The 22634-nt window shown below is 38.9% G+C and carries 26 protein-coding genes; 13 read left to right on the top strand and 13 right to left on the bottom strand.

The features are described from left to right. Positions 1-105: 105 nt before the first annotated feature. Positions 106-525, top strand: a complete 420-nt coding sequence (mscL, locus tag ESV85_RS05050) for a large-conductance mechanosensitive channel protein MscL (RefSeq protein WP_146915378.1) — start codon at positions 106-108, stop codon at positions 523-525. Between the two features lie 32 nt (positions 526-557). Here the strand turns inward: mscL and ESV85_RS05055 are convergent, their stop codons facing one another. The 8 genes from ESV85_RS05055 to ESV85_RS05090 all read right to left on the bottom strand — a co-directional run bounded on the left by ESV85_RS05055 (position 558) and on the right by ESV85_RS05090 (position 7415). Then, positions 558-998 carry a hypothetical protein gene (locus ESV85_RS05055; protein WP_146915380.1) on the bottom strand — a complete coding sequence of 147 codons (441 nt, stop codon included), beginning with the start codon at positions 996-998 and terminating at the stop codon, positions 558-560. A gap of 5 nt (positions 999-1003) precedes the next feature. Beyond that, on the bottom strand, positions 1004-1363 hold the full coding sequence (locus ESV85_RS05060; protein ID WP_146915382.1) for a hypothetical protein: 360 nt from the start codon (positions 1361-1363) through the stop codon (positions 1004-1006). 34 nt (positions 1364-1397) lie between these two features. Continuing rightward, positions 1398-1946, bottom strand: a complete 549-nt coding sequence (locus ESV85_RS05065) for an RNA polymerase sigma factor (RefSeq protein WP_146915383.1) — start codon at positions 1944-1946, stop codon at positions 1398-1400. 104 nt (positions 1947-2050) lie between these two features. Continuing rightward, positions 2051-2971, bottom strand: coding sequence for a universal stress protein (locus ESV85_RS05070; RefSeq protein ID WP_146915385.1), 921 nt, complete (start codon positions 2969-2971; stop codon positions 2051-2053). A 436-nt stretch (positions 2972-3407) separates the two neighbouring features. Continuing rightward, on the bottom strand, positions 3408-4883 hold the full coding sequence (locus ESV85_RS05075) for a lipopolysaccharide biosynthesis protein (protein WP_146915387.1): 1476 nt from the start codon (positions 4881-4883) through the stop codon (positions 3408-3410). A 51-nt stretch (positions 4884-4934) separates the two neighbouring features. Beyond that, positions 4935-5051 (bottom strand): FeoB-associated Cys-rich membrane protein, encoded by a 117-nt coding sequence (locus ESV85_RS22735; RefSeq protein WP_139229046.1) that lies wholly within the window; start codon positions 5049-5051, stop codon positions 4935-4937. 1 nt (position 5052) lies between these two features. Beyond that, positions 5053-7182 carry a ferrous iron transport protein B gene (feoB, locus tag ESV85_RS05085; protein ID WP_146915389.1) on the bottom strand — a complete coding sequence of 710 codons (2130 nt, stop codon included), beginning with the start codon at positions 7180-7182 and terminating at the stop codon, positions 5053-5055. Positions 7183-7187: 5 nt separating this feature from the next. Further along, positions 7188-7415, bottom strand: coding sequence for a ferrous iron transport protein A (locus ESV85_RS05090; protein ID WP_092895252.1), 228 nt, complete (start codon positions 7413-7415; stop codon positions 7188-7190). 479 nt (positions 7416-7894) lie between these two features. Between ESV85_RS05090 and ESV85_RS05095 the strand changes: the two genes are divergently transcribed. Further along, positions 7895-8551, top strand: coding sequence for a Crp/Fnr family transcriptional regulator (locus ESV85_RS05095; protein ID WP_146915391.1), 657 nt, complete (start codon positions 7895-7897; stop codon positions 8549-8551). On the opposite strand, the gene ESV85_RS05100 is transcribed toward ESV85_RS05095, so the two are convergent. Then, a complete protein-coding gene (locus ESV85_RS05100; RefSeq protein WP_146915393.1) occupies positions 8552-9355 on the bottom strand; it encodes a universal stress protein in 804 nt (267 codons plus the stop codon). Between the two features lie 215 nt (positions 9356-9570). On the opposite strand from ESV85_RS05100, the gene ESV85_RS05105 reads away from it, so the two are divergent. After that, positions 9571-10377, top strand: a complete 807-nt coding sequence (locus tag ESV85_RS05105) for a sulfite exporter TauE/SafE family protein (protein ID WP_146915395.1) — start codon at positions 9571-9573, stop codon at positions 10375-10377. Positions 10378-10452: 75 nt separating this feature from the next. Here the strand turns inward: ESV85_RS05105 and ESV85_RS05110 are convergent, their stop codons facing one another. Beyond that, a complete protein-coding gene (locus tag ESV85_RS05110; protein ID WP_146915397.1) occupies positions 10453-11103 on the bottom strand; it encodes a sulfate ABC transporter permease in 651 nt (216 codons plus the stop codon). Between the two features lie 79 nt (positions 11104-11182). On the opposite strand from ESV85_RS05110, the gene ESV85_RS05115 reads away from it, so the two are divergent. From ESV85_RS05115 to ESV85_RS05135, 5 genes are all read left to right on the top strand, one after another. Beyond that, positions 11183-12376, top strand: coding sequence for a tetratricopeptide repeat protein (locus ESV85_RS05115; protein WP_146915399.1), 1194 nt, complete (start codon positions 11183-11185; stop codon positions 12374-12376). A 210-nt stretch (positions 12377-12586) separates the two neighbouring features. Then, a complete protein-coding gene (locus tag ESV85_RS05120) occupies positions 12587-13069 on the top strand; it encodes an Lrp/AsnC family transcriptional regulator (RefSeq protein ID WP_057936775.1) in 483 nt (160 codons plus the stop codon). A 54-nt stretch (positions 13070-13123) separates the two neighbouring features. Further along, positions 13124-13666 (top strand): NUDIX domain-containing protein, encoded by a 543-nt coding sequence (locus ESV85_RS05125; RefSeq protein WP_146915401.1) that lies wholly within the window; start codon positions 13124-13126, stop codon positions 13664-13666. Between the two features lies 1 nt (position 13667). Beyond that, positions 13668-15023 (top strand): MATE family efflux transporter, encoded by a 1356-nt coding sequence (locus ESV85_RS05130; RefSeq protein ID WP_146915403.1) that lies wholly within the window; start codon positions 13668-13670, stop codon positions 15021-15023. A 229-nt stretch (positions 15024-15252) separates the two neighbouring features. Continuing rightward, positions 15253-16605 carry a M24 family metallopeptidase gene (locus tag ESV85_RS05135; protein ID WP_146916122.1) on the top strand — a complete coding sequence of 451 codons (1353 nt, stop codon included), beginning with the start codon at positions 15253-15255 and terminating at the stop codon, positions 16603-16605. Here ESV85_RS05135 and ESV85_RS05140 read toward each other — a convergent pair. The 3 genes from ESV85_RS05140 to ESV85_RS05150 all read right to left on the bottom strand — a co-directional run bounded on the left by ESV85_RS05140 (position 16602) and on the right by ESV85_RS05150 (position 19505). Next, on the bottom strand, positions 16602-17732 hold the full coding sequence (locus tag ESV85_RS05140) for an MFS transporter (protein WP_262713332.1): 1131 nt from the start codon (positions 17730-17732) through the stop codon (positions 16602-16604). The two genes, ESV85_RS05135 and ESV85_RS05140, sit on opposite strands and share 4 nt — an antisense overlap. Before the next feature lie 98 nt (positions 17733-17830). Beyond that, a protein-coding gene (gene prfB / locus ESV85_RS05145) for a peptide chain release factor 2 (protein ID WP_146915406.1) occupies positions 17831-18932 on the bottom strand; the annotation gives its coding sequence in 2 pieces (ribosomal slippage) (positions 17831-18871 and positions 18873-18932; 1101 coding nt in all). Between the two features lie 66 nt (positions 18933-18998). After that, entirely contained in the window at positions 18999-19505 is a 507-nt protein-coding gene (locus tag ESV85_RS05150) for a hypothetical protein (RefSeq protein ID WP_146915408.1), read from the bottom strand. Positions 19506-19705: 200 nt separating this feature from the next. Between ESV85_RS05150 and ESV85_RS05155 the strand changes: the two genes are divergently transcribed. The 5 genes from ESV85_RS05155 (at position 19706) to ESV85_RS05175 (ending at position 22608) form a co-directional block, all read left to right on the top strand. Further along, entirely contained in the window at positions 19706-20140 is a 435-nt protein-coding gene (locus ESV85_RS05155) for an RrF2 family transcriptional regulator (protein ID WP_146915410.1), read from the top strand. Between the two features lie 38 nt (positions 20141-20178). Continuing rightward, on the top strand, positions 20179-20640 hold the full coding sequence (locus ESV85_RS05160) for a hypothetical protein (RefSeq protein ID WP_223275912.1): 462 nt from the start codon (positions 20179-20181) through the stop codon (positions 20638-20640). A gap of 2 nt (positions 20641-20642) precedes the next feature. Further along, entirely contained in the window at positions 20643-21371 is a 729-nt protein-coding gene (ric, locus tag ESV85_RS05165) for an iron-sulfur cluster repair di-iron protein (protein WP_146915412.1), read from the top strand. Continuing rightward, a complete protein-coding gene (locus ESV85_RS05170; RefSeq protein WP_146915414.1) occupies positions 21364-21834 on the top strand; it encodes a hemerythrin domain-containing protein in 471 nt (156 codons plus the stop codon). The genes ric and ESV85_RS05170 overlap by 8 nt, the downstream gene beginning before the upstream one ends. Positions 21835-22221: 387 nt before the next feature. Next, entirely contained in the window at positions 22222-22608 is a 387-nt protein-coding gene (locus ESV85_RS05175; RefSeq protein ID WP_146915416.1) for a GreA/GreB family elongation factor, read from the top strand. Positions 22609-22634 lie beyond the last annotated feature (26 nt).

Consider the following 22634-nt stretch of genomic DNA (forward strand, 5'->3'; position numbering starts at 1 on the left):
GCATTTTCTACTAATTAAAATGTCATGTAAATAGGTATTGAGTCTTGGATTGGAGATTTTTTTTTAAAATATTCAGTAAATAATTAAACCATTAACCAAAAACTTATGGGATTTCTGAAAGAGTTTAAAGAGTTTGCCGTCAAAGGCAATGTAGTTGATCTAGCTGTTGCTGTGATCATAGGTGGTGCTTTCGGTAAGATTGTCGCATCCTTTGTGAAAGATATCGTAATGCCACCAATTGGTGTATTGCTAGGGGGAGTCAGCTTTACTGATTTAGCGATAGTACTAAAGGAAAGTAGCGTAGGACCTGCAGGAGAAGATCTAGGCCCTGTATTGCTTACTTATGGTATTTTTGTCCAAAATGTATTAGATTTTGTCATTATTGCATTAGTGATTTTCATTGCTGTGAAAGCGCTCTCCAATATGAAGAAGAAAGAAGCTGTTGCTCCAACTCCTCCGCCTCCAGCACTTTCTAAATCAGAAGTACTTCTTGAAGAAATCAGAGACCTATTGAAAAAAGTTTAACGCATAAAAAAAGCGGCTTTAAGCCGCTTTTTTTATTTCTTGTCATCATCCCTTCGCCTTTGGTAGATATGTCTAGCAAATTCTCTGGACAGTCCATTCAGCTGAATAATTTGATTAAAGGTAATTACACTAGAAAGATCTTTTACAAATTTCTCTTCATCGACGATCATTTTTCGTTCGATTTCGAATTTTCTTGTGAGTCTTGATTTTGCTTCAGCTTCAGATAATTGAGTATCTCGCACTCTTCCCAATTCAGACATTTCTCTGAGACTTTTTTCTCGTGAATCATTGAAAACATTGTAGATAGGCCAGAATTTTTGAGCTTGTTCTGGTTTTAGATCCAATCTAGTAGTGATAAAAGCTACTCTTGCAGCCTCCAGTTTTTCACGGTCATATCCTTCTCCTGGGCGTTGGGCTTTAGTAGCTCCTATCGCCAGAAAAAAGATGAGTGCTATTAGTGCGTATTTTTTCATAATTTTTAGTACCAATGTTGATCATTTTCATCTACCATATCTACTTCATAAACCATTTCTTCGGCAATGATCTGATCCAATATTTCTTCAGGATTATCTACCATGGAAAGCACATCCTCTGCAGTCCAATATTGACTTTCGATGAATAAATTTACTTCCTCATCCATGGATAGAGTTTCAAACTGAGTTTTTGAAGAATTAAATTGCCAGACTCCCAAACTCACCACAAGGATAGCAGCCGCAGCGGCATATTTCATCCATTGAATAGATTTATGTGGCTTGATCTCTTCCATTATTTTATCTGGAAGGCTATCGAAATAACCCTCTGGCGCTTTAAAATCCTGAATTTTTGGAAGTTTTTGCATGGTATAAGTTTAGACTGGCTTGATGGTCAATAGTTTATTCTTGTGATAAGGAATATTCGATTTTTTTTACTGCATGGTGATAACTTGCCTTGAGAGCCCCTATGCTAGTGCCGGTTATTTCAGACATTTCTTCATAAGTAAGCTTTTCTTGATATTTCAAGTGAAACACTAGCCGCTGCTTATCAGGAAGTGTGAGCAATGCTTTTTGAAGTAAGCGCTGAATTTCGTCACCATCGATGTTTCCAGGCTGATCAATATAAGACTCCATTTTTTCCTGATGATCATCTAGAGAGAAGAAGTGTCGCTTTTTCTTCTTTTCTAGGAATGTCAGGGATTCATTAGTTGCTATTCTGTACAGCCAGGTGAATAAACTTGATTGCCCTTGGAATTTGTCGATGTACTGATGAGCCTTAATAAAGGTGTTCTGGGTGAGATCATCCGCATCCTCATGTATCAAAACCATTCTCCTGATCACGTGATAGACTCTCTTTTGGTAAGTCAGGATTAGCTGCCTGAAACCCATCTCCCTTGTCGTAGGGTCTTGGATGAGTTGGAGGATTTCCTGATCACCGTTTTTCTTCATCTGCTTTTAGACCCAATTTATAGAAAATGGTTTAGAGGAGTATGCGAAATTGCTTATTAAGCGTTGATTATCAGCTTTAAAAAAAATGTAAGAAATTGAAATTGTTAGATTTCAAGGATGTAGTCTAATATACCCGCATTCTTGCCTTTAGGTCTAGTTACCAAAAGTGGAATACTATCGTTGTATTGAATTAAACGCTCAGCCATACTTCCTATAAATAATGCTGTAGCAGCTGTTCGGCCTTTAGCTCCTATAATAATCCCATCTGCACCCATTTCCCTCGCCTTTGCCACGATTTCTTCCACCGGATCATCATTGACGTCTTGGGTATATACAGGTGTGATTTTGTTTCCTTTCGTGTCTATTTTGCGAATGAATTTTTTGTAATTAATCTCGGCATGCATGCGCATGATCTGAGTAAATTCTTCGTAGCTTTTTCCTGTATAATGATAGCCAGAAGGGACTGTGAACACATTTTGGCATACAATTTCGAGACCACCATGCTTTTCAGCTATCATAATAGCCTCTTCTAAGGCGTCCTTAGAATAATCAGAAAAATCGCTTGGCACTAACAAGCGTTGCATTTTTGTCTCTGAGCCTTCTGGTACTATGAGTAGTGAACAGCTTGCCCGTCTAGCTAATCTTGAAGAAGCAACCCCAGTTCCAGGTAGATGTACTTTTCTGCCTATCAAGATCATGTCAGCAGATTTTTCCTCGGCAAGTTTTAATATTTTTTTAGAGAGAGACCCTTCCTTTACTATGTAGTTTAGAGAGATTCCCTTTGGGTTTTGGAAATGCTCTTTAACCATAGATTCCATGGCTTCTTGGCGCTCACTGACCATGTTATCTACCAGATTAGGGAATTCCTCTAGCACCTCTTTGGGAATGCTTAGATTCTTTATCACATTTACGAAGTAGATTTTTTTGGTTTGATTTACCTGAGCAATAAAAGCTGCATGTTGAATCAGGGTTTGATCCAAAGAAGTCTGATCTAGGCAAACGACCATTTTTTTAATCAAATACATAAAGCGCCAATGGTTTTAGGAATGCAAATTTAAGAGTAAAACGAGTAAAACTTTAGGTATTTAGTGAAATAAAATTTCGATTAAATTCATTTTTCAGTTGATTAACGATTGCAATCGATTGAAGTATGTATTTAAATGAAATTTTATTTTGATTTAAGCTCTTGAGGTTCAGATTTTTTTGAATTAATAACTATACATTATCGGAATCATCCTGCAAACTTGCCAACCTGCCGTGTAATAAATCGTATATTTGTACTGTCCGGGTCGCCGACATGTTCAAACTTCACAAATTACAAATTTACCGAGTGAAGCCCTTCTCAAAAACAGGCCTCATCCCGATTCAGTCGGGACCTCGTCTCGCAAGAGTCAGGATAACAGTGGAAGTTTGCGGTAAACAGGCAGCTCAAATCTTGTCAAGTAGGAGGTTTGCAACACTCTAAGATCCGGACTTTTTTATTCTATTTTTCACCCATTCCCACTCCTCGGTTCCTACACCCAGCAATCTTGAGAAAAACAGGTAGGTGCCAAATACCAAAAGACTTGTTAGCATGATATTTAGAAGTGGTGATTGAAAAACTGAGTTGAGATAGCCTGGAGTAAAAGCAGTAAATCCAACAAAAATAATCTTCACTGTCTCTGTAGAAAAAGGCTCGAAGCCTAATTTGATTTTTAGGAAAAGGTACTTCACCAGGTTGAATAAGAACATCACTACCACAGAAGCCATAGCAGCACCTTCGATTCCATAGATAGGAATAAGCAGGTAATTCAACCCAATAATCAAAACACTCATCCCAATTGTAGCAATCAGATTGAAACGATAATGCTTAGAGAAGACTAGGATTTCGCCATTTACGGAGAATACTACGTCAAAGAGTTTTCCTAGACCAATCAAAACGACCACGTATTTACCTGCTTCGTAGATATCACGATTTGGGATGAAATAATACAAAGCATCTAGATTTGACCAGATTCCAATAAATAGCAACAAGCAGATATAAAGTTGACGATTTGAAATCTGCTTATAAAGCTTGTTGATTTCTTCGTGATTTCCTTTAGCAAAATGATCAGCAATGACTGGCATCACTACTTGAGAGATTGCCCTTCTAGGCAATTCTATCACCAGTGCCATACTGAATGCAATCGTGTAGATAGCATTTGCTTCAAGACTGATCATCGAGCTTACCATGATGCTGTCAATCTTCATGATCAAAGTGGAAGCTGCGGTTGCGAGGAAAGTGATTAGACTGAATTGGATGAAAGATGTACGAAATCCTTTTGGAAATGTACTCCAACGGAAATCAAATTTTAAAACTCCCAACCAAAGTAAATAGATCAAAACCCCCAAAAAGGCAAATCCATATACAGCTACCAAACCTTGCATTACTTGGGGAAAAGTAAGCCATTTGAGCAAGTAAGATCCTACTAGAATCCCTGTGAGAAGTCTAAGGAAAACTTCACGCATGAGGGTAGGGACAGCTACTTTGACATAGGACCTACTATATGCGTCCAGTATGCTACTCAGTAGCGAGAATAACGTGATCAGTAAAACGACTCCGAAAAAGTCAATTACCTCAGGGGAGTTGACTGCAAATAACTCAATGATTTGGGTTTTGAAACCTAGGAAAATTGTACTCACCAAAGCGAAACCTACCATGGAAAAGACCAAGCCATAGCTCAGTAAGGCAGATTGATTGGATTTCAATTGTGGGAAAAAGCGTGTGATACCATGTCCTACACCTAGCTGGGCAAAGGGAACAAACAATAAGCCCAGATCCTGAATAGTCCGGAATGTACCTAATTGAGAAGCATCTAATGCATAGGGATAAAGCCAAAGTACATTGACATACCCTATGACAACTCCCAAGTACGAAAAAATGGTGGTTTGAATACTCTGCTTGGCTACTTTGCCCATGAGCTTAAAAGTATCAAAAAACTACTAATAAGAAGTTACTTGAGTAAAAATTCAAGGTTTGGCGCACTTGTCACAGCCAGCTTCAGACTTTGATTTGAAGAAATATTTTTTCACCAAATAGCCTAATGCTGCTAATACAATTACTCCAACTAGAATTTCCTGCCACATATTACGATAGAATTTGATAGACCAGTAGCGCAGAGAAGTACGCCAACGCAGTCATGTATACTGTTTGAATCAACGGCCATTTCCATCCTTTAGTTTCCCTATAGACTACAGCAAGCGTACTCATGCACTGCATCGCAAAGGCATAGAATACCATAAGTGAAAATGCTGTTGCTGTATTATAGACTTTATCTCCAGTTACAGGGTTGATTTGCTGGTTTAGCTTTTGTCTGATAGTAAGCTCATCCTCTGTATCTGATCCTATACTATAAATGGTAGCGATTGTCGAAACGAAAACTTCTCTTGCAGCAAATGAGGTGATCAACGCGATTCCGATTTTCCAATCATATCCTAAGGGACGGATGGCTGGCTCAATCGCTCTTCCCATTATGCCAATGAAAGAGTTTTCCAATAACAAGGATGCCGTTTCGTTTTCAATCACTGGAATTTCCTCTGGCGCAGCTTGAGCTAGCTTTACTTCGCTTTCTGCTCTGATAGCATCCATGCGCTCAGGTGGGCCATAGGAAGCCAATACCCAAAGAATGACTGAAATAGCAAGTATTACTTTTCCTGCTTCGAAGACGAATGTTTTTGACTTATTGTACATAGTCAATAAAACATCTAGCCAGCGTGGTGCACGATAGGTAGGAAGTTCTACCATCAGGAAGCTTTTCTCTTTGGTTTTTAAAATGTTTTTCAAAAGTAATGCTGTAAGCAAAACACCAACTACACCTAATAAATAGAGTGATAGTAAGGCTAGTGCTTGCATGTTGATAAACCCAAAAATCCTTTCATTGGGAACAACCAAGCCAATTAGAATGACATAGACTGGAAGTCTAGCCGAGCAACTCATCAGAGGTGTCACCATAATGGTGATGATTTTTTCTTTCCAGTTACCAATGTTTCTTGCGGCCATCACACCTGGAATCGCACAAGCTACACCTGAAACAAGGGGGACTATACTTTTGCCATGAAGCCCAAATGGTCGCATCCAGCGATCCATCAAAAATACAACTCTGGACATATATCCAGTGTCTTCAAGGATAGCCAAAAAACCAAAAAGCATGGCAATCTGCGGGATGAAGATTACTACTCCTCCGATGCCCGGAATAATCCCTTCAGTAATCAAACTTGAAAGAGGGCCTTCTGGTAGAAAATTTGCAACTGAACCAGCGAGTTCGGCAAAGAAGCCATCAATCATATCCATTGGAACAGATGCCCAAGCAAAAATGGCTTGAAAAATTAAGAGTAAAATCGCTCCGAATATTAGATATCCGAAGACTGGATGAAGTAAAATCTTGTCAATTCCATACTCCTGCTTTATGACTGGAGTTTTTACTACGGCCTTTTCAACTATGGTGGTAATCTTTCTGTATCGAATCTTTGTTTCCTCGAGTTGCGCTGTATCTAGGTCAAATTTAGTTTCCTCCAGTTTAGCTTTTATCCAATTCCTATCATCCAGAGAAAATGATTTGTCTTTCTCTCCAAATCGAAGCATCTGATAGGCCTGATAGGAATTTGAAAGCTTGAATTTATCTTTCACTTCAGAAAGCAAAGCAGTAGGAACTACTTCCTCGATATTGATAAAAGACGATTTCTTACTGAAGTTTTGCTGATGAATTAATTCTCTAATCTGATCCAATCCTTTTTCTCCTCGGGCATCCGTGCTCAAAATAGGTACACCAAGAGCTTTGAATATTTCAAAGCTTTTGATCGCTATATGCTTTCTTGTTGCGATGTCTGCCATGTTGAGCACCAAAGCGAGATTTAGACCTAAGTCAATCAATTGAGTTGCTAAAAATAGTCCTCGGGAAAGCTGGCAAGAGTCAATCACCATCAATACAAACTCAGGTCTTTCCTCTTCTCTTAATTCATTCAGTACTCGGTGGGCAATGATTTCATCCTCAGAATTGGGATAAAGACTATAAGTGCCTGGTAGATCTATGATTTCATAACTGCTTCCATGGTAATTCATCCAACCCGTCTTCTTATCCACAGTTACTCCAGGATAATTGCCGATTTTTTGGCTTAATCCAGTGAGTTGATTGAAAATGGTCGATTTACCAACATTCGGGTTGCCGATGATAGCAATCTTTGGTGATTTGACTAGGGAAGGCGTGGTAGACTCAGGCATGAAATTCAGAGCAATTGTACTTCTATTAGAGAAGCTTCGGTTTTTCTTAAGGCAAGAATGGTTTCTTCAAGTTTGAACGCCATAGGTCCTCCTAAAGGGGCGGAATGTTGGAGAATGATTGTTTTTCCAGGTAAAAATCCAAGTTCCATCAAATTGATTTTCAAAGGAGAATCAAGGATTTCTTGGATAATTGCTGCCCGGGTGACAGGTATAGAATCAGCTGTTATGAACATAGGATTGTGCTGGTCGTTTGACCGAACGCAAAAATAGAACTATTTGGAATGAATCTAAAGAAAAATAAAGAAGATTTTTGTCATGTTTTAAATATGCATGCTTTTTTATTGAAAACTCTCCCATGATTGTGGCTTAAATTATAGGTAACTTCAATGCTAATTCGGATATTAAATCAAGTTCCACTTCCGGTAGTGAATTCCATTTTTCTCATGAAAGGCAGTAAGTACTTCAGTAGCTATAACCTCACTATAATGTATGTGGCAATTTCTGCAAGTATGGTTTTCATGCACGTTTACATATCGAGAAATTTTGAAGTAAGGAGCTAGATATCTAAAGCAATTAAGGTAATATGCCAAGAGAAAATACACTATTGAAAAATCTCCCAAGTTTCTATGGAAGTATTTATTTGTGTAATTGTGATATAAATCACTTAAAGAAAATTTCTTGATCTATTAATTTATCCTCACTTTATTACGATATGACTAAAGAAGAACTACAGGAAGCACTCCCAAATTTCACTGATCCTGCATTGTTGGAACAAATTTTAGCTAAAGGACAAATTATGAATTTGCAGGCTGGTAAAGTGATGATGGAGCCAGGGCAATTTGTGAAGATGGTTCCAATCGTTTTGGATGGTTCGATCAAAATATCCAGAATGGATAATGAAGGAAGAGAATTGTTTCTTTATTATTTGGATGCTGGTGAGACATGCGCGTTGTCCTTGACTTGTTGTTCGGCTTCCAAGCCTAGTGAGATTAAAGCAGTTGTGGAGGAAGATTCTACTATTATCGCTATTCCTATTACAGCCATTGATCAGTTTTCGAGTGAGTTTAAGCAGTGGAAAGATTTTGTCTCAAATACATATCAAAGTCGTTTTCAGGAAATGCTTGTCGCGCTAGATGCCGTTGCCTTTAAGCGAATGGATGAACGTCTGATGAAGTACATTGTCACTAAAATGAAGCAGCATAAAACTAACGAGCTTCATACCACACATCAGGAAATTGCTAATGAACTCACCACTTCAAGGGAGGTGGTGTCACGTCTATTAAAGCAATTAGAGAAAAAGAAATGGATAGAATTGGGGAGAAATGTAATCTATATACGAGATGATTTTGAGGAATTGATCAGTAAGTAATCAAGTCATTACGAGAAGAGGGACTTTAGAGTGGAACACCATTTCTATCGTTTGACTTCGACTTAGGACTTGCTCCCAGAGATTTTTGTGTTCATGACACATGACTAATATTACATTTTCATTTTCTTCCAAAAACTGATCTAACCCTTCTACTGGCGTTTTTGCATAAAAGGTGTGGATTTTCACTGGTAAGCCTGGATGATGGGTAGCTATAAATTTTTCTAATTTTTTGATGCCAGGCTCTTCTTCAAAATCATTAGCTGTTTGTACGTGCACAAATTCAACTCCTCTTTCCCATCTTTTGCTCATGTCGATGACCCAGTCTATGAATTTTTCTTCGTGAGTTGCAAATTCTAAGGCTAGAGCAACTTTTCGTATTTCTGTAGCATTTGATTCTGCCGGAACGACTAATACAGGAACAGAGGATTCTTTAATTAGATTGATAGTGGTGCTGCCTATAAGTGCAACCTTAATACCACTTGCACCTTGAGTGCCCATTACTATCAAGGTAGCATTGATATCTCTGGCTAGTCTAGCTACAGAAATAGAAGCGGTTCCCTCTTTGATAATTGTGGTAAACTTTAGTGTAGAATCCTGATATTTTTCTACAGTTTTTTGCATGAGAGACTCAGCATCGCGATGCATGCTTTCCATGGCTACAGAAGCCTGTGAAGCAAAATCAAAAACTGCTTCTATCACATGAATTAGAATTATTTCACCATCTCTTTTTCCAGCAAGAGCTATAGCAAAATCCAATGCGTTAAGAGAGTTGTCCGAAAAATCGATAGGAAGAATTATTTTCATTGCCTTTGGTTTACGCAGATTAATTTAGTCAATTGTAGAGGAATAAATTGGTTACTTGAAAGTTCTAGTCAGAATTATTTTGATTTAGGGGCTGCTCAATTTTTCTGAAAATATTTAGTGTCATTTTATCTAAACACAATTGAGTGTAACATTTGTCACTTCTAAGCTTAGAGATCACGGGTACTTTTGTGAGATCAAATCAAAGAAAATTTAATATGGAAATTATAGCATTAGTAGGGTATGCGGCGGCGATTATTATTGGAGTTAGTTTAGGTCTTATCGGAGGAGGTGGGTCAATCTTGACTGTTCCTGTACTCGTCTATATTTTAGGTATTGATCCGGTTTTAGCTACAGCCTATTCGTTATTTGTGGTAGGTAGTACATCGTTGGTAGGTTCTTTTACCTATATGAGAAAGCAGCTAGTTGATTATAAGACGGCTTTAGTATTTGCTGTGCCTACTTTCATTGCTGTTTTTTTAACCCGGAAATTTGTTGTTCCATCTCTTCCAGATCCGTTGTTTGCAATGGGGGAAATGCAAGTGACCAAAAGCATAGGCATCATGGTATTTTTTGCGATTATAATGCTTGCGGCTTCTTATTCTATGATAAAGGGAAGTGGGAAGAAAGATTCTGAAGAGGAAAATGAGGTTAAATTTAATATCCCTTTAATTGCAGTTGAGGGACTTGTAGTAGGTTTAATCACAGGCCTAGTAGGCGCGGGTGGCGGATTTTTGATAATTCCAGCACTGGTGCTCCTTGCTAAACTTCCGATGAAAATGGCAGTGGGAACCTCCCTTCTGATCATTGCAGCCAAATCATTAATTGGATTTTTAGGGGATGTTTCAAATCAAGTGATCGATTGGAATATGCTATTGATTTTCACAGGATTATCTATTGTAGGTATTTTCATAGGCAGTTCCTTGTCCAAAAAAATTAACGAAAAGGCGCTTAAAAAAGGTTTTGGTTGGTTTGTGCTGATAATGGGAGTTTATATAATATTTAAGGAACTGATAGCAATGTAATACCGCTAAGTAAAGTTGTAGGTAAATATTTAATGAGGGGTCAGTTTACGCTGATCCCTTTTTTTTGCAAATTAGTTAAGCTCGATAAACCATCATATACCAGGTAAGCCAAATCGCCAGAGGTATATAATAGGAGACGAATACGACAATAGTGCACTCTCCAAAAGGCCTGCGGCTAATCATATGAAAACCATAGAGCCATACAATTCCGTATATAATTTCAAAAATATTAAGAGTGGCTAAAGCATAATGAAATTGTGGAGCAACATTACCCGGGCCAAGGAGTGACAGCAATGAAAGTGCTCTGAATTCATCTATTTCAGTATAAGTGACGCCTGTTTGCGGAGAAATATAAACTAAAAGCCGAACTAACTCAGGGAAAATAAATACGACTTCGGCAATAAGTGCAAATTGCCAGAGTTCTTTATAGGGCACTTTGTAACCTATGAGGAAGGCTCCGAGCCAAAAAAGGAAAGAGATGACAGTAAATTTCCAAAGTAGTGCAAAAGGAGTCCAGAGGTAATTTAGCGCATTGAAAATATGAAAAATCATAAAATCACCTCTTGCCTCCAAATTATCGTAATCTGGGATGGCTTCAAGGATCAGTGTGTTAGTGAGATACCTTATTAGCAAAAACAAGAATACTAATACTAAAAAATAAATTCGCTTGTCGAAATCTATTAGTTCTTTTAGACGTTGTCCTTCTGGAGTTAAAGTTTTAGCCATTTTTAAGATGAATCTTGTCCAAATCTAAAATTTTGTTTGGGAATACCTCTAATTTTGGAGTCTAAATAGAAAGAAATATATGTTAGCAAGAGTTGCTGTGATTTTAAGTATTTGGTTAGGGGGATTTGGGATTGTCCAAGCTCAGGAGGCAGAATCTGATTCTGTGATCATTGCGCATTCCAAGTATTTGCTACTGGACAAAGGCCTCCAATTTAGAATTACCAAGGCCATCAACAGTATGTATAATTTTGATTTCCCTACTGCGGAACGAGATTATGCTGTACTCGCTATTCAATATCCCAACCATCCATTGCCGGAATTCTTGGTGGCACTGGGCTATTGGTGGAGGATAGAAGTGGATGTGACCAATGAAAAGTACGACGCGACTTTTGTCAAATACTTAGATAGAGCTATCTCAAAGGCAGAGGTAATGTTTGACGAAGATGAGGAAAACAAGGAGGCTGCATTCTTTTTGGCTGCAGGTTACGGTTTTCAAGCTCGTCTATATTCGGAAAGAAAGAGCTGGACTAAAGCAGCGTGGGCAGGACGAAATGCTCTGAAATATATGGATTTGAGTAGGGGTGAAGAGGAGTTTAATCCAGAGTTGCTTTTGGGAGATGCGCTCTTTAATTATTTCTCTCAATGGATTCCGGAAAATTACCCGCTTTTAAAACCTATTATGGCACTTTTCCCGAAGGGGAATAAGAAGCTAGGACTGCAGCAGCTGGAGCAAGTAGCCAGTAATGCATTCTATACACGAGTCGAAGCGCAGTATTTTTTGTTTAGGCTATATGCATCTGAAGAGAAAGAGCCATTAAAAGCATTACAGATTTCGGAGTATTTGATTAGTAAATTCCCAAATAACCCATATTTCCATAGATCGTATGCCAGGCATTTATATGCTGTTGGACGATGGACAGAAGCAGTAGAGCAGTCGAAAGAGATTTTGGAACGTATTGATGCGAAGCAAACGGGGTACGAATCAAATAGTGGGAGATATGCTGCCTTTTACATCGCACAGTTCAATGAGCGTATGGGAGATCGGGTTGAGGCCAAAAAATACTACCTCAAGACCTTGTCTTTTGGAGAGGAGTCTGAATCACAAGAAAGTGGGTATTACCTACATTCTTTGTTGCAATTAGGAAAGTTTGCTACAGAAGAAAAAAACAAGCCATTGGCAAAGAAGTATTTCAAAGAAGTAAAGAAGTATGCTAAGAGGAAACATCCCGCTCATCAAGAAGCTCGGGATTATATCAAAAAGAATAAACTTTAACTTAAAAAGTGACGTACTACCAACTAACTAACAGGAGATAATTTGAATTTTCCACAGGAGGCAAGGTATTTTGAAAGGATTGTTTGTATTAAGGCTTGGAAATATTAATAATATTTTGAATTTCATCTTTAAAATTCTGATGAATGGTTTAAAACAATCATCAATTATATTAACTTTGCACCATATAAAATTTTGTAAATGCAAGAGATCATGGATCATAGCTTAAGAATAAAATTCGATAAAATCGATAGGAAGATTCTAGAAATCCTTCAGGCTAATGCCAAAATCACGAATGCTCAATTGTCCAAGGATATTGGACTTTCTCCAGCTCCTACTTTGGAACGGGTGAAGAAATTGGAGCAATCCGGTATTATAAAGAGTTACCACGCAAAGCTGGATCCGGAAAAGATAGGATTAGGTGTTAGCACTTTTGTGTTAGTGAGCTTGATCGGTCACAACAAAGGAAATATTGATGCATTCATGCGTGAAATCAATATAATTCCTGAAGTGATTGAATGTCACCACATCACAGGTACAGGTGACTTTATCCTAAAGATTATCGCAAAAGATATTACCTCATATCAGAATTTGATGCTTGAGAAAGTATCAGAAATCAAAGAAGTAGATTCCATGCAATCCATGGTTATTTTATCTACTTTCAAGGATTCTAAAGTAATGCCTATCCCGGCTTAAATAGCCTTATTAACTTATAAAGGGTGGCGAAAGTCACCCTTTTTTTTTGAGAAAATGGATCAAAACCCCTGGAAAACCAACAAGATTAATCCGATATATGAAAACCCTTGGATTAAAGTTGAGCAACATGATGTCATAAATCCTGCAGGCAACGAAGGGATTTATGGCAAAGTGCATTTCAAGAATAGAGCAATGGGCATAATACCTATTGACAAATACTTGAATACCTGGCTGATAGGTCAGTTTCGCTACACCTTGAATGAGTACGCATGGGAGATTCCTATGGGCGGAGGACCAATGAATGAGGATAAATTGGAAAGCGCTAAACGCGAATTGAAGGAAGAAACAGGGTTAATCGCTGAGAAATGGACTGAAATCTTGAAGATTCATACTTCAAATTCTGTGACGGATGAAGTGGGGTTTGTTTACTTGGCGGAAGATCTTACTCAAGGAGATACAGCGTTTGATGAAACTGAAGTTCTTAAAATAAAGAAATTGCCATTCATCGAAGTTTTAGAGATGGTGATGAATGGGGAGATTACAGACGGAATCAGTATTGCCGGTATACTTAAGGCGGCTAGGATTCTAAACTTATAATATGACTATTAAAGATCATTTTAAAACAACTTTCATTTTGGCTTTCCCGGTAGTATTGAGCCAGTTAGGCCAAGTATTAGTTGGAGTGGCTGATAGTATGATGGTTGGCCGCATGGGGGCGGTTCCACTGGCGGCAGCATCCTTGGGCAATAGTATATTTTTCGTGATACTCATGTTTGGAATGGGTATTTCAATGGGTATTACGCCTTTGGTTTCTGTGGCTGAGGGCAAAGGTAAGTTTAAGCGAATCGGCCATTTGTTTCAGCATGGCTTATGGATAAATATTGCCACGGCAGTGCTTCTTACCGTGGTGGTCATTGGTTTATCTCAAGGTCTTCATTTCTTAAATCAACCGGAAGAAGTAGTGATTCTTACGATCCCTTACCTCTATATAATTACCGCATCACTTTTGCCTTTCATGATTTTCCAGTCCTTTAAGCAGCTGGCAGAAGGGATTTCGCAGACAAAACAAGCGATGTACGTCACGATTTTTTGTAACGTAGTCAATGTATTTCTAAACTGGGTACTGATCTATGGGAATTTAGGCTTTCCAGAAATGGGGTTGAATGGGGCAGGAATAGCTACGTTGATATCCAGAGTTCTGATGCCAATCATGATGGGCCTTTATGTATTGCGTTCCAAAAGATACAGCGTGTTTAATCTTCAGTTAGGCTTGGGTAAGCTGAGGTTTTTATTACTGAATAGAATTTTAAAAATTGGCGTCCCTACGGGGTTCCAATTTATTTTCGAAGTAAGTGCCTTCAGTGCTGCTGCCATCATGATGGGCTGGATAGGTGTAAATGCACTCGCTGCACATCAAATTGCTATTAATTTAGCCTCAGTTAGCTATATGATGGTCTCTGGGCTGAGTACTGCCGGGATGATTCGTGTAAGTAATCAGATTGGGAGAAATAACTTTAAAACCATGCGTGAAGCAGGAATGGTGGTTTTTGGAATGGCTCTGGTCTTCATGGCTATTACAGGCTTGGTGTTTATTCTCATGCGATCCTACCTACCTACACTCTATATAAATAATGATGAGGTAGTCGCAATGTCAGCTTCCTTGTTAATAATTGCTGGAATGTTCCAGCTTTCAGATGGTATTCAGGTTGCTGGTTTGGGAGTATTGAGGGGTATGGAAGATGTGCAGTTTCCAACAATAATTACACTAGTGGCTTATTGGGTAATTGGCCTTCCTTTAGGTTACTTCTTAGCTTTTGAGCTAGGCATGGCTGAAAAGGGAATTTGGTACGGTTTATTAATTGGACTTAGTATAACTGCTATAGTGCTATTTTACCGCTTTTATAAATTGAGTAATCGTATGATCGCTTCTAATAATCCGACTGTCACAGCCTAAGAGTTCTTGACTAGAATCGTTCTTCCTAATTATACTTTTTGTTTCATTTGTATATCCGTTTTTCTGCCAGTAAGGGTCAAAAACAAAATAGGGTATGGTTAACTCAAACATTGAGGCCACTTCGGTCACCCGTCTTCGGTCGTCTGACCGGGTGAGCAAAGAAAAATTGGCTGCTGGCATGATTACGGATAATCATATTGTTTTATATTCAGGACTAATCCATCCTCATATGATCAAAAAGCTACTCTTCGTATTCTCTTTATTCCTAATTTCTAATCTAAGTTCTTCCCAAGATTTGGCCGTTCTGACGCAGCGCGAACAAGCTGAGGTGATAGATAGCTGGTTGGAATACCGTATTCAGAACTTGCTTCCAAGTCTAATGACTGAAACTGGAGTAGATATGTGGGTGGTGATATCCAGGGAATACAATGAAGACCCAGTGATCCGAACCATGCTTCCTGCTGCGTGGATGGCGGCGAGGAGGAGAACGATTCTGGTGATGTATCAGCCTTCGGCAAATGCTCCTGTGGAAACGTACGCTGTGGCAAGATATGATGTAGGGAAATCTTTCAAAAGAGCTTGGGATCCCGAGACTCAGCCTGATCAGTGGAAGGCATTGATGGAATTGATTTTATCAAAAAATCCGAAGAAAATAGGGCTGAATTACGCAAAGGATTATGGACATGCAGACGGTTTGACCACCAATGAGCACCAAGTGTTTTTAGAATATTTGCCTCAAAATCTTCAGTCTAATGTAGTTTCTGCACAAACACTTGCTGTTCGCTGGTTAGAAACTAGAACTCAGCCTGAAATGGCCACTTACAAGCATATTCAGGAAATCGCACATTCCATAGTGAGTCAAGGGCTTTCTGAAGTGGTGATCACACCTGGTGTGACTACTACAGAAGATGTGGTCTGGTGGTATAGAGAGAAAATCAAAGAGTTGAAATTAGACACTTGGTTTCATCCATCTGTGGATATTCAGCGTGCCGATCCTGCAAACAATGAGCAAAACAGAAACTTTGCAACCAAGTCCCCTGAGTCAGTGATTTTGCCGGGTGATTTGCTGCATGTGGATTTTGGGATTACTTATCTCAGATTAAATACAGATACACAGGAAATGGCTTATGTGCTAAAAGCAGGCGAGACTGAAGTTCCAGCGTATTTAAGCAAAGCTTTTGACCAAGGAAATAGAGTTCAGGATATCTTGACTTCCAATTTTGTAGCAGGGAAAACAGGTAATGAAATTCTCAGAGCTTCCCGTAAAGTGCTGGATGCAGAAGGAATTCGTGGAAGTATCTATACGCATCCTTTAGGCTTTTATGGGCATTCCGCTGGCCCAACGATAGGCATGTGGGATAATCAAGGCGATACGCCTGGAGCTGGCGACTTTCCACTTCACGCTAATACTGGCTATGCTATCGAATTGAATGCTGTAGTTTTTGTGCAGGAATGGAATAAAGATGTGAGAATCATGCTGGAAGAAGGAGCCTTATTTGATGGCAAAAAAGTGATTTATTACAATGGTCGCCAGAAAGTGATTTTTTCAATTCCTAGAGTAAATAAACATCTTGGGTATTAAGCAGTCTCAGGTATTCGGTTTTCCCTTTTGATAAAAAGCAGAAAAATGAACGCAATCCCAGCAAAACCCGCGCTGGTTAGGAATACCAAGCGGAAGTTGTCTGCACTATTTGCGAAAAGAAATCCTGAAGTAAGTGCTCCTATACCTATTCCAGCTTCTAAAGCGATATACATCGTAGCTAGTGCACGTCCTCGAAACTTATCAAGTGACAGATCTATGACCCATGCCGCCGTGGTAGGACTGTACATTCCTACTGCACATCCAAAAAGAACACCTGATCCCAGCAAGGCAAATTTGGTTTCTGCAAAAGCAATCAAAACCATTGCGCAAATTAAGGTCGCGCTGGCAGCTTGCATTACTGGCACTCTGCCATAACGGTCAGATGTTTTGCCAGCTAATAACCTGATTCCTAATGAAGAAAGTGTAAACACCCCAAAGAATAGCCCTTTGTTTTCAATGCCTAAGTAGGTAGAGAAATCTGGGATAATAGTAAGAACTACCCCAAAAGAGAAGCAACAAAGGAATAGAATCCCTGAAGGCACAAGCACTCGCTTTTCAATAATTTCATGCTTTTTTAGTTGCAACATTTTCCATGAAATCTTCTCTTTGTTTGGAAGGGTTTCTTTTAGCTTTAGTAGAATTAGGATAGAAAATATAGCAGTAAAAGCAGAAACATAGAAAACTGTTTCAATCGAAAATAGTGTAGCTAGCCATCCGCCTATGGCAGGTCCAGCTGCCATTCCCATAGACCCGAAAAGCGAAAATAAGCCCATAGCTTCGCCTCGCTTCTGATAAGGAACAATGTCTGCAACATAAGCTGAAGCTCCAGTGGGAGTGAAGCCTGTAGAGAATCCATGTGCAAATCGCAAAAATAAAAATCCACCTACAAAACTGAGGAGGGGATATAGCATTCCGACTACGAAGCATACACTTGCTCCAATCATCATTACCGGGATTCTTCCGATTTTATCTGCAAGCTTTCCGCTAAATGGTCTGGAAAGCCCCGCTGATAGTGTAAATAAAGCAATGATAAAACCCTTGTAATCTTCTCCGCCTAATGAGGTAAGGTAATCCGGAAGCTCCGGGATAATCATGTTAAAAGATGAAAAAAATAAGAACGAGCTCATGCAGAGTAGCGAAAAATCTACTGAAAAAAATGAGGCCCGTATTTTCATAAAAAGCTTGTGTAAGGAAAAAGGCCAGAAATTAATCCTGGCCTCTAGTATTAGTCTTTTTTTACTTGCTCTTCGCTTTGCGCGAGCAAGAATGCTTTCATAAAACCATTTAATCCTCCATCGAGCACGTGCTGCGTGTCAGAAGTCTCAAAATTCGTCCGGTTATCCTTCACTAGTTTATAGGGATGGAGTACATAATTTCGGATCTGTGAACCAAAATCTACACGCATCTTGGAAGATTCGATCTTTGCGATTTCTGCATTTCTCTTTTCCAATTCCATCTGAAACAAGCGAGATTTAAGCATTTGCATGGCTTTCTCTCTGTTGGCAAGTTGAGAACGCTCAATCTGACAAACCACCACGATTCCAGTAGGCTTGTGAGTCAATTGAACTTTGGTTTCCACCTTGTTCACGTTCTGTCCACCAGCACCACCTGATCTAGAGGTATGCAATTCCACATCTGCAGGATTGATTTCGATTTCTATCGAATCATCTACTTCTGGGTAAGCATACACTGAGGCAAAAGAAGTATGTCTTCTTCCTCCTGAATCGAATGGAGAGATTCGAACTAAGCGGTGAACACCAGTCTCGGATTTCAAAAATCCATAAGCTAGTGGCCCTTCAAATTCCAGTGTACAGGATTTGATACCGGCAACTTCCCCTGGCTGTATGTCCACTTCACGAACTTTATAGCCATTTTTCTCGCCCCACATGATATACATTCTCATGAGGATAGAGGCCCAGTCGTTACTTTCTGTTCCACCAGCTCCAGGATTGATTTCTAATACTGCATTCAGCTGATCTTCTTCCGAAGAGAGCATTTTTTTAAGTTCCAGCTCCTGTACTTCAGCTTCAGCTTTAGTGTACTCGGTTTTGATTTCTTCTTCAGAAACCTCACCTGCGCTATAGAACTCATACAATACGTCGAGATCCTCGATGAGCTTATTGAGTGATTCAAATGAACTTGTCCAAGTTTTTCTTGCTTGAATCTGTTTCATGCTTTTTTCTGCCTCTTCTGGGTTATTCCAAAAGTCAGGCTGGGCCGATATGGCCTCTAGGTCTTCTATTTCTTCAATCTTACGATCGTAGTCAAAGATACCTCCTCAAAGCCGATGTGCGGGCTTTCAAGTCTTTCAGTTGTTCTGAAGTCATCTGTCTAGGTTAAAATTTAGGGTGCAAAAGTCCGAAATAATATCTGTTTATACCAGTAATCATCCATTAATCCATTCTCATTTGGATAAGCTGAATCTTATTTCGGCCTGTATTCTTAAATGTTTTGTAGCGTAACGGTAGCAAAGCAATACCAGTTCCTAATAAAATTCCTGAGGCAAGTCCCACACCGCTACTTATTGAAAACTCTTGTTCGTGATATATACTGTTAATAGATTCAGCGCCCAGCAATATTGCGCCAGCCCCAATGGTTAGTACATTCAGCGCACTTAAAGTGCCATTTCTACGGTCTTTATCTCGAATATCTACTTCTGTAATAGTCTCAGGCGAAAGAATATTTTCGCTGAGGTAGATGAAATTATTATCTATGCTCTTGATTACATCCGTGACGAAGTAGTCAATTTTTGTGCTTTTGTAGGTGATGGTTTCACCGGGGTAATAACGAATTTGAGATTTTTGTTTTGCTCCTCTTTTCAGAATAATGAAATCTGTCTTTTGAGCAAAGGAGGACAGAGAGGCTGTGAAAATCAGAAAAAGGACTAGAATGCTTTTCATGGTACTAAATAAAAACAAAATGGGGAAAGATCATGGTATGTATTCCAGAATTTTGGACAAGTAAGGATATTATTTAACTAAGACATCTGTAAAACGAAATCTTGGGCTGATTTACTCCCGTTGAGGTTTGTGTTTTTATTTAAGATAAAATTGTCTTAAATAAAAAAGATCACTTACATTTGGATAATTAAAGACAAGCAATGTTTTCAAAAGCCACTGAATACGGAATTAAAGCAATCATTTATATAGCCTCTCAGTCCATGCTCGAAAGACGCGTGAAGATAGGGGAGGTGGTTGAGCATATTGACTCACCGGTGGCTTTCACAGCCAAAATTGTAGGTGCCTTGGTGAAAGTGGGTATTGTTCAATCTATCACTGGACCATATGGAGGTTTCTACATCGACAGACATCGTATGGATCAAATTAAGATGATTGACATCGTCACAGCCATTGATGGCGATTCTATTTTCAATGGTTGTGGTCTGGGGCTTAAGGAATGTGATGATGAACAGCCTTGTCCAATGCATTATAAGTTTGTCCAAATCAGAGCTGATCTTAAGGATATGCTTAATTCCACTTCTATTTTGGAATTGGCAGAAGGACTAAAGTCTGGTAAGTCCATTTTAATGCGCTAAAAAAATTTTACTCTATTTAAGACAAAATTATCTTAAATATGAAATTACCTCATACAAGAAATATGTCCAGTGTTAAAAACCCCATTTCTCTAATATCCACCTTTCTCTGGCTTGGATTTGTGTGTGCTATCAGCTTTATGGAAGCATGGTTAAAGTTCAGTGCGCCGGGAATTACGCTTCCCTTGGGACTAGGTATTGGGAGATTGGTTTTTGAAGCATTGAACAAAGTAGAGTGGGTTTTTGCATTAGCAATCTTAATGAGTGGATTTATGGTGAAAGAAAAATGGCTTTCGCTAAAAACTCTCGTATTTGGATTAGCTCTTATTCTACTGATCATTCAAACCTTATGGACACTGCCAGCCCTTGATGCGCGTGCAGAATTGTACATCACAGATCAACCAGTCCCAGCCTCCAATCTTCATTTTTACTATGTAGCAATGGAAGTTTTCAAGGTGGTATCTCTCATACTATTCGGAATTAAACACTTTAAATCAAACTAATTATGACTCCTACAAGCAACTCTATCATCGGCGAATTGGTAGCTCAAGATTACCGTTTTGCCACTGTTTTTCAGCAAAACAAAATTGACTTTTGCTGTCAAGGCAATAGAACTATCGAAGAGGCCTGTGCCAAAAAAAGTGTAAACATCGATCAGCTTATCAAAGAATTGAAAGCGGCATCTAAATCAGATGAAGCATCATCCACTGACTTTAACTCTTGGCCGCTAGACCTTTTGGCTACTTATATCGAGAAAAAACACCATCGTTATGTGGAATCTAGAATCACTGAGATCAAGCCTATGCTTGCTAAAATCGTGAAAGTACATGGTGATTTGCATCCTGAGTTATTGGAGGTAGAAGAGTTATTTCTAGGGTCGGCTGGAGAACTTACTGCACACATGAAGAAAGAAGAGTTTATTTTATTTCCTTTCGTCAAAAAACTGGTTCAAGCGTCTGAAGATAAAACGGAATTGACTCCTGGTCATTTTGGAACAGTGGCCAATCCAGTAGCTATGATGATGGATGAGCATGAAGCGGAAGGAGAGCGATTTAGAAAAATTGCTGAGCTGACCAATGATTACACTCCTCCACTAGGTGCTTGTACCACATATATGGTTACCTTCTCGCTATTGAAGGAATTTGAACAGGATCTGCATCTGCATATTCATCTCGAGAACAATATTTTATTTCCTAAAGCAATTGAACTGGAGAAATCCCTAGTCTATGCCTAATCTACCGATTAAAAGACATGTAGCACTTCAACCTTTAAGTCGTGATCATCATCACGGCTTATTGTTCTGTTGGAAAATCAGATCCGGAGTAAAGCGGGGCATAGATACCAGCAGAATGGAAGCTCATGCTGCTTGGTTCTGGAATTCACATTTAGAATTTCATTTTGCAGAGGAGGAAGAATTTGTATTTCCAATTTTGGGCAAGGAAAATGAATTGATTCAACAAGCACTAGCCGAACATGCTGAGTTAAAAAAGTTGTTTTCACAAGAAGATATGGACTTTGAATTTTTGAATTATCTTCAGATCGCTTTAGAAAAACATATACGATTTGAAGAACGTATCCTTTTCAATGAAATTCAAGAAGTAGCTAGTCCTGAGCAATTGGCGATGGTAGATCAACACAATGCTGCTGGTCAAGAGGAATTGGAATGGGAAGATGATTATTGGAATTGGAAAAGTTAGATAAGTATTGAATTTGACTTGAGGCTAAAGTGTCTCTCAGCATGAACATTACAGGTATTTGGCTGATTTTTTCGTTGAATTTTCAACCTTAATCCCTGAGTAACGTAAGTGGTATAAGTTATACAAATAGCGATCAATTTAGATTTTGCTATTTTTTAAAATCTGGCCTTGCTTGGAACCTCAACTGTCATATAAATCCTTCGGTAAATTTCCTGTAGCTCCAGCTATTGGCCCGGACATTTGTGTGTTTTGCCAAAAGAACAAAGCCTTTATTTCTTAGCCCTCAGTGATTTTTAGTATTACCTAAGGAGGGCAATTTACCAGTCTTCTCACTATCCTTCACCCTGTACTATTTGTGCCGGGTTCACTTACTTATTTCAGAAAAATATGAAGCCTATACTCACAAAATCAGATTATAATACTATTAAGGACTTGATAGTCAATACACCTTCTCATTTGATTACCAAAGAGATCTCTTTGTTGGCAAGAGAAATTGAAAAAGCCAAACTCGTTCCTGAATCTAAAATCGATTCCCATGTAATTCGAATCAATTCTCATTTTGAAGTTCAGGATGTAGCTTCTGGCCAACTTTTGAAATTCCAATTGACAATGCCCAAGTTTGGTAATATTGCTGAAAAAAGGCTGTCCATACTTTCACCTTTGGGGGTTGCTATGATTGGTTTTCAAGAAGGAATGGAGATTGAATGTACATTGCCTGGAGGCCTCAAAAAACTTAAAATATTGAGTGTCCATACTCCAGTTCTTACAGAATAAAAAAAGGCTGTCTATTTCGAATAGAC

The organism is Algoriphagus aquimarinus, from assembly GCF_007997215.1.
In the GTDB taxonomy this organism is placed as follows: domain Bacteria; phylum Bacteroidota; class Bacteroidia; order Cytophagales; family Cyclobacteriaceae; genus Algoriphagus; species Algoriphagus aquimarinus_A.

Bases quoted from the DNA above. Each gene is read 5' to 3' on its own strand.
- ESV85_RS05140 (WP_262713332.1), bottom strand. From the start codon at position 17,732: ATGAGCTCGTTCTTATTTTTTTCATCTTTTAACATGATTATCCCGGAG.
- ric (WP_146915412.1), top strand. From the start codon at position 20,643: ATGACTCCTACAAGCAACTCTATCATCGGCGAATTGGTAGCTCAAGAT.
- ESV85_RS05130 (WP_146915403.1), top strand. From the start codon at position 13,668: ATGACTATTAAAGATCATTTTAAAACAACTTTCATTTTGGCTTTCCCG.
- ESV85_RS05070 (WP_146915385.1), bottom strand. From the start codon at position 2,971: ATGTATTTGATTAAAAAAATGGTCGTTTGCCTAGATCAGACTTCTTTG.
- ESV85_RS05170 (WP_146915414.1), top strand. From the start codon at position 21,364: ATGCCTAATCTACCGATTAAAAGACATGTAGCACTTCAACCTTTAAGT.
- ESV85_RS05160 (WP_223275912.1), top strand. From the start codon at position 20,179: ATGAAATTACCTCATACAAGAAATATGTCCAGTGTTAAAAACCCCATT.
- ESV85_RS05065 (WP_146915383.1), bottom strand. From the start codon at position 1,946: ATGAAGAAAAACGGTGATCAGGAAATCCTCCAACTCATCCAAGACCCT.
- ESV85_RS05110 (WP_146915397.1), bottom strand. From the start codon at position 11,103: ATGGCTAAAACTTTAACTCCAGAAGGACAACGTCTAAAAGAACTAATA.
- ESV85_RS05075 (WP_146915387.1), bottom strand. From the start codon at position 4,883: ATGGGCAAAGTAGCCAAGCAGAGTATTCAAACCACCATTTTTTCGTAC.
- ESV85_RS05055 (WP_146915380.1), bottom strand. From the start codon at position 998: ATGAAAAAATACGCACTAATAGCACTCATCTTTTTTCTGGCGATAGGA.
- ESV85_RS05105 (WP_146915395.1), top strand. From the start codon at position 9,571: ATGGAAATTATAGCATTAGTAGGGTATGCGGCGGCGATTATTATTGGA.
- mscL (WP_146915378.1), top strand. From the start codon at position 106: ATGGGATTTCTGAAAGAGTTTAAAGAGTTTGCCGTCAAAGGCAATGTA.
- ESV85_RS05120 (WP_057936775.1), top strand. From the start codon at position 12,587: ATGGATCATAGCTTAAGAATAAAATTCGATAAAATCGATAGGAAGATT.
- ESV85_RS05060 (WP_146915382.1), bottom strand. From the start codon at position 1,363: ATGCAAAAACTTCCAAAAATTCAGGATTTTAAAGCGCCAGAGGGTTAT.
- feoB (WP_146915389.1), bottom strand. From the start codon at position 7,182: ATGCCTGAGTCTACCACGCCTTCCCTAGTCAAATCACCAAAGATTGCT.
- ESV85_RS05115 (WP_146915399.1), top strand. From the start codon at position 11,183: ATGTTAGCAAGAGTTGCTGTGATTTTAAGTATTTGGTTAGGGGGATTT.
- ESV85_RS05090 (WP_092895252.1), bottom strand. From the start codon at position 7,415: ATGTTCATAACAGCTGATTCTATACCTGTCACCCGGGCAGCAATTATC.
- ESV85_RS22735 (WP_139229046.1), bottom strand. From the start codon at position 5,051: ATGTGGCAGGAAATTCTAGTTGGAGTAATTGTATTAGCAGCATTAGGC.
- ESV85_RS05175 (WP_146915416.1), top strand. From the start codon at position 22,222: ATGAAGCCTATACTCACAAAATCAGATTATAATACTATTAAGGACTTG.
- ESV85_RS05125 (WP_146915401.1), top strand. From the start codon at position 13,124: ATGGATCAAAACCCCTGGAAAACCAACAAGATTAATCCGATATATGAA.
- ESV85_RS05150 (WP_146915408.1), bottom strand. From the start codon at position 19,505: ATGAAAAGCATTCTAGTCCTTTTTCTGATTTTCACAGCCTCTCTGTCC.
- ESV85_RS05100 (WP_146915393.1), bottom strand. From the start codon at position 9,355: ATGAAAATAATTCTTCCTATCGATTTTTCGGACAACTCTCTTAACGCA.
- ESV85_RS05155 (WP_146915410.1), top strand. From the start codon at position 19,706: ATGTTTTCAAAAGCCACTGAATACGGAATTAAAGCAATCATTTATATA.
- ESV85_RS05135 (WP_146916122.1), top strand. From the start codon at position 15,253: ATGATCAAAAAGCTACTCTTCGTATTCTCTTTATTCCTAATTTCTAAT.
- ESV85_RS05095 (WP_146915391.1), top strand. From the start codon at position 7,895: ATGACTAAAGAAGAACTACAGGAAGCACTCCCAAATTTCACTGATCCT.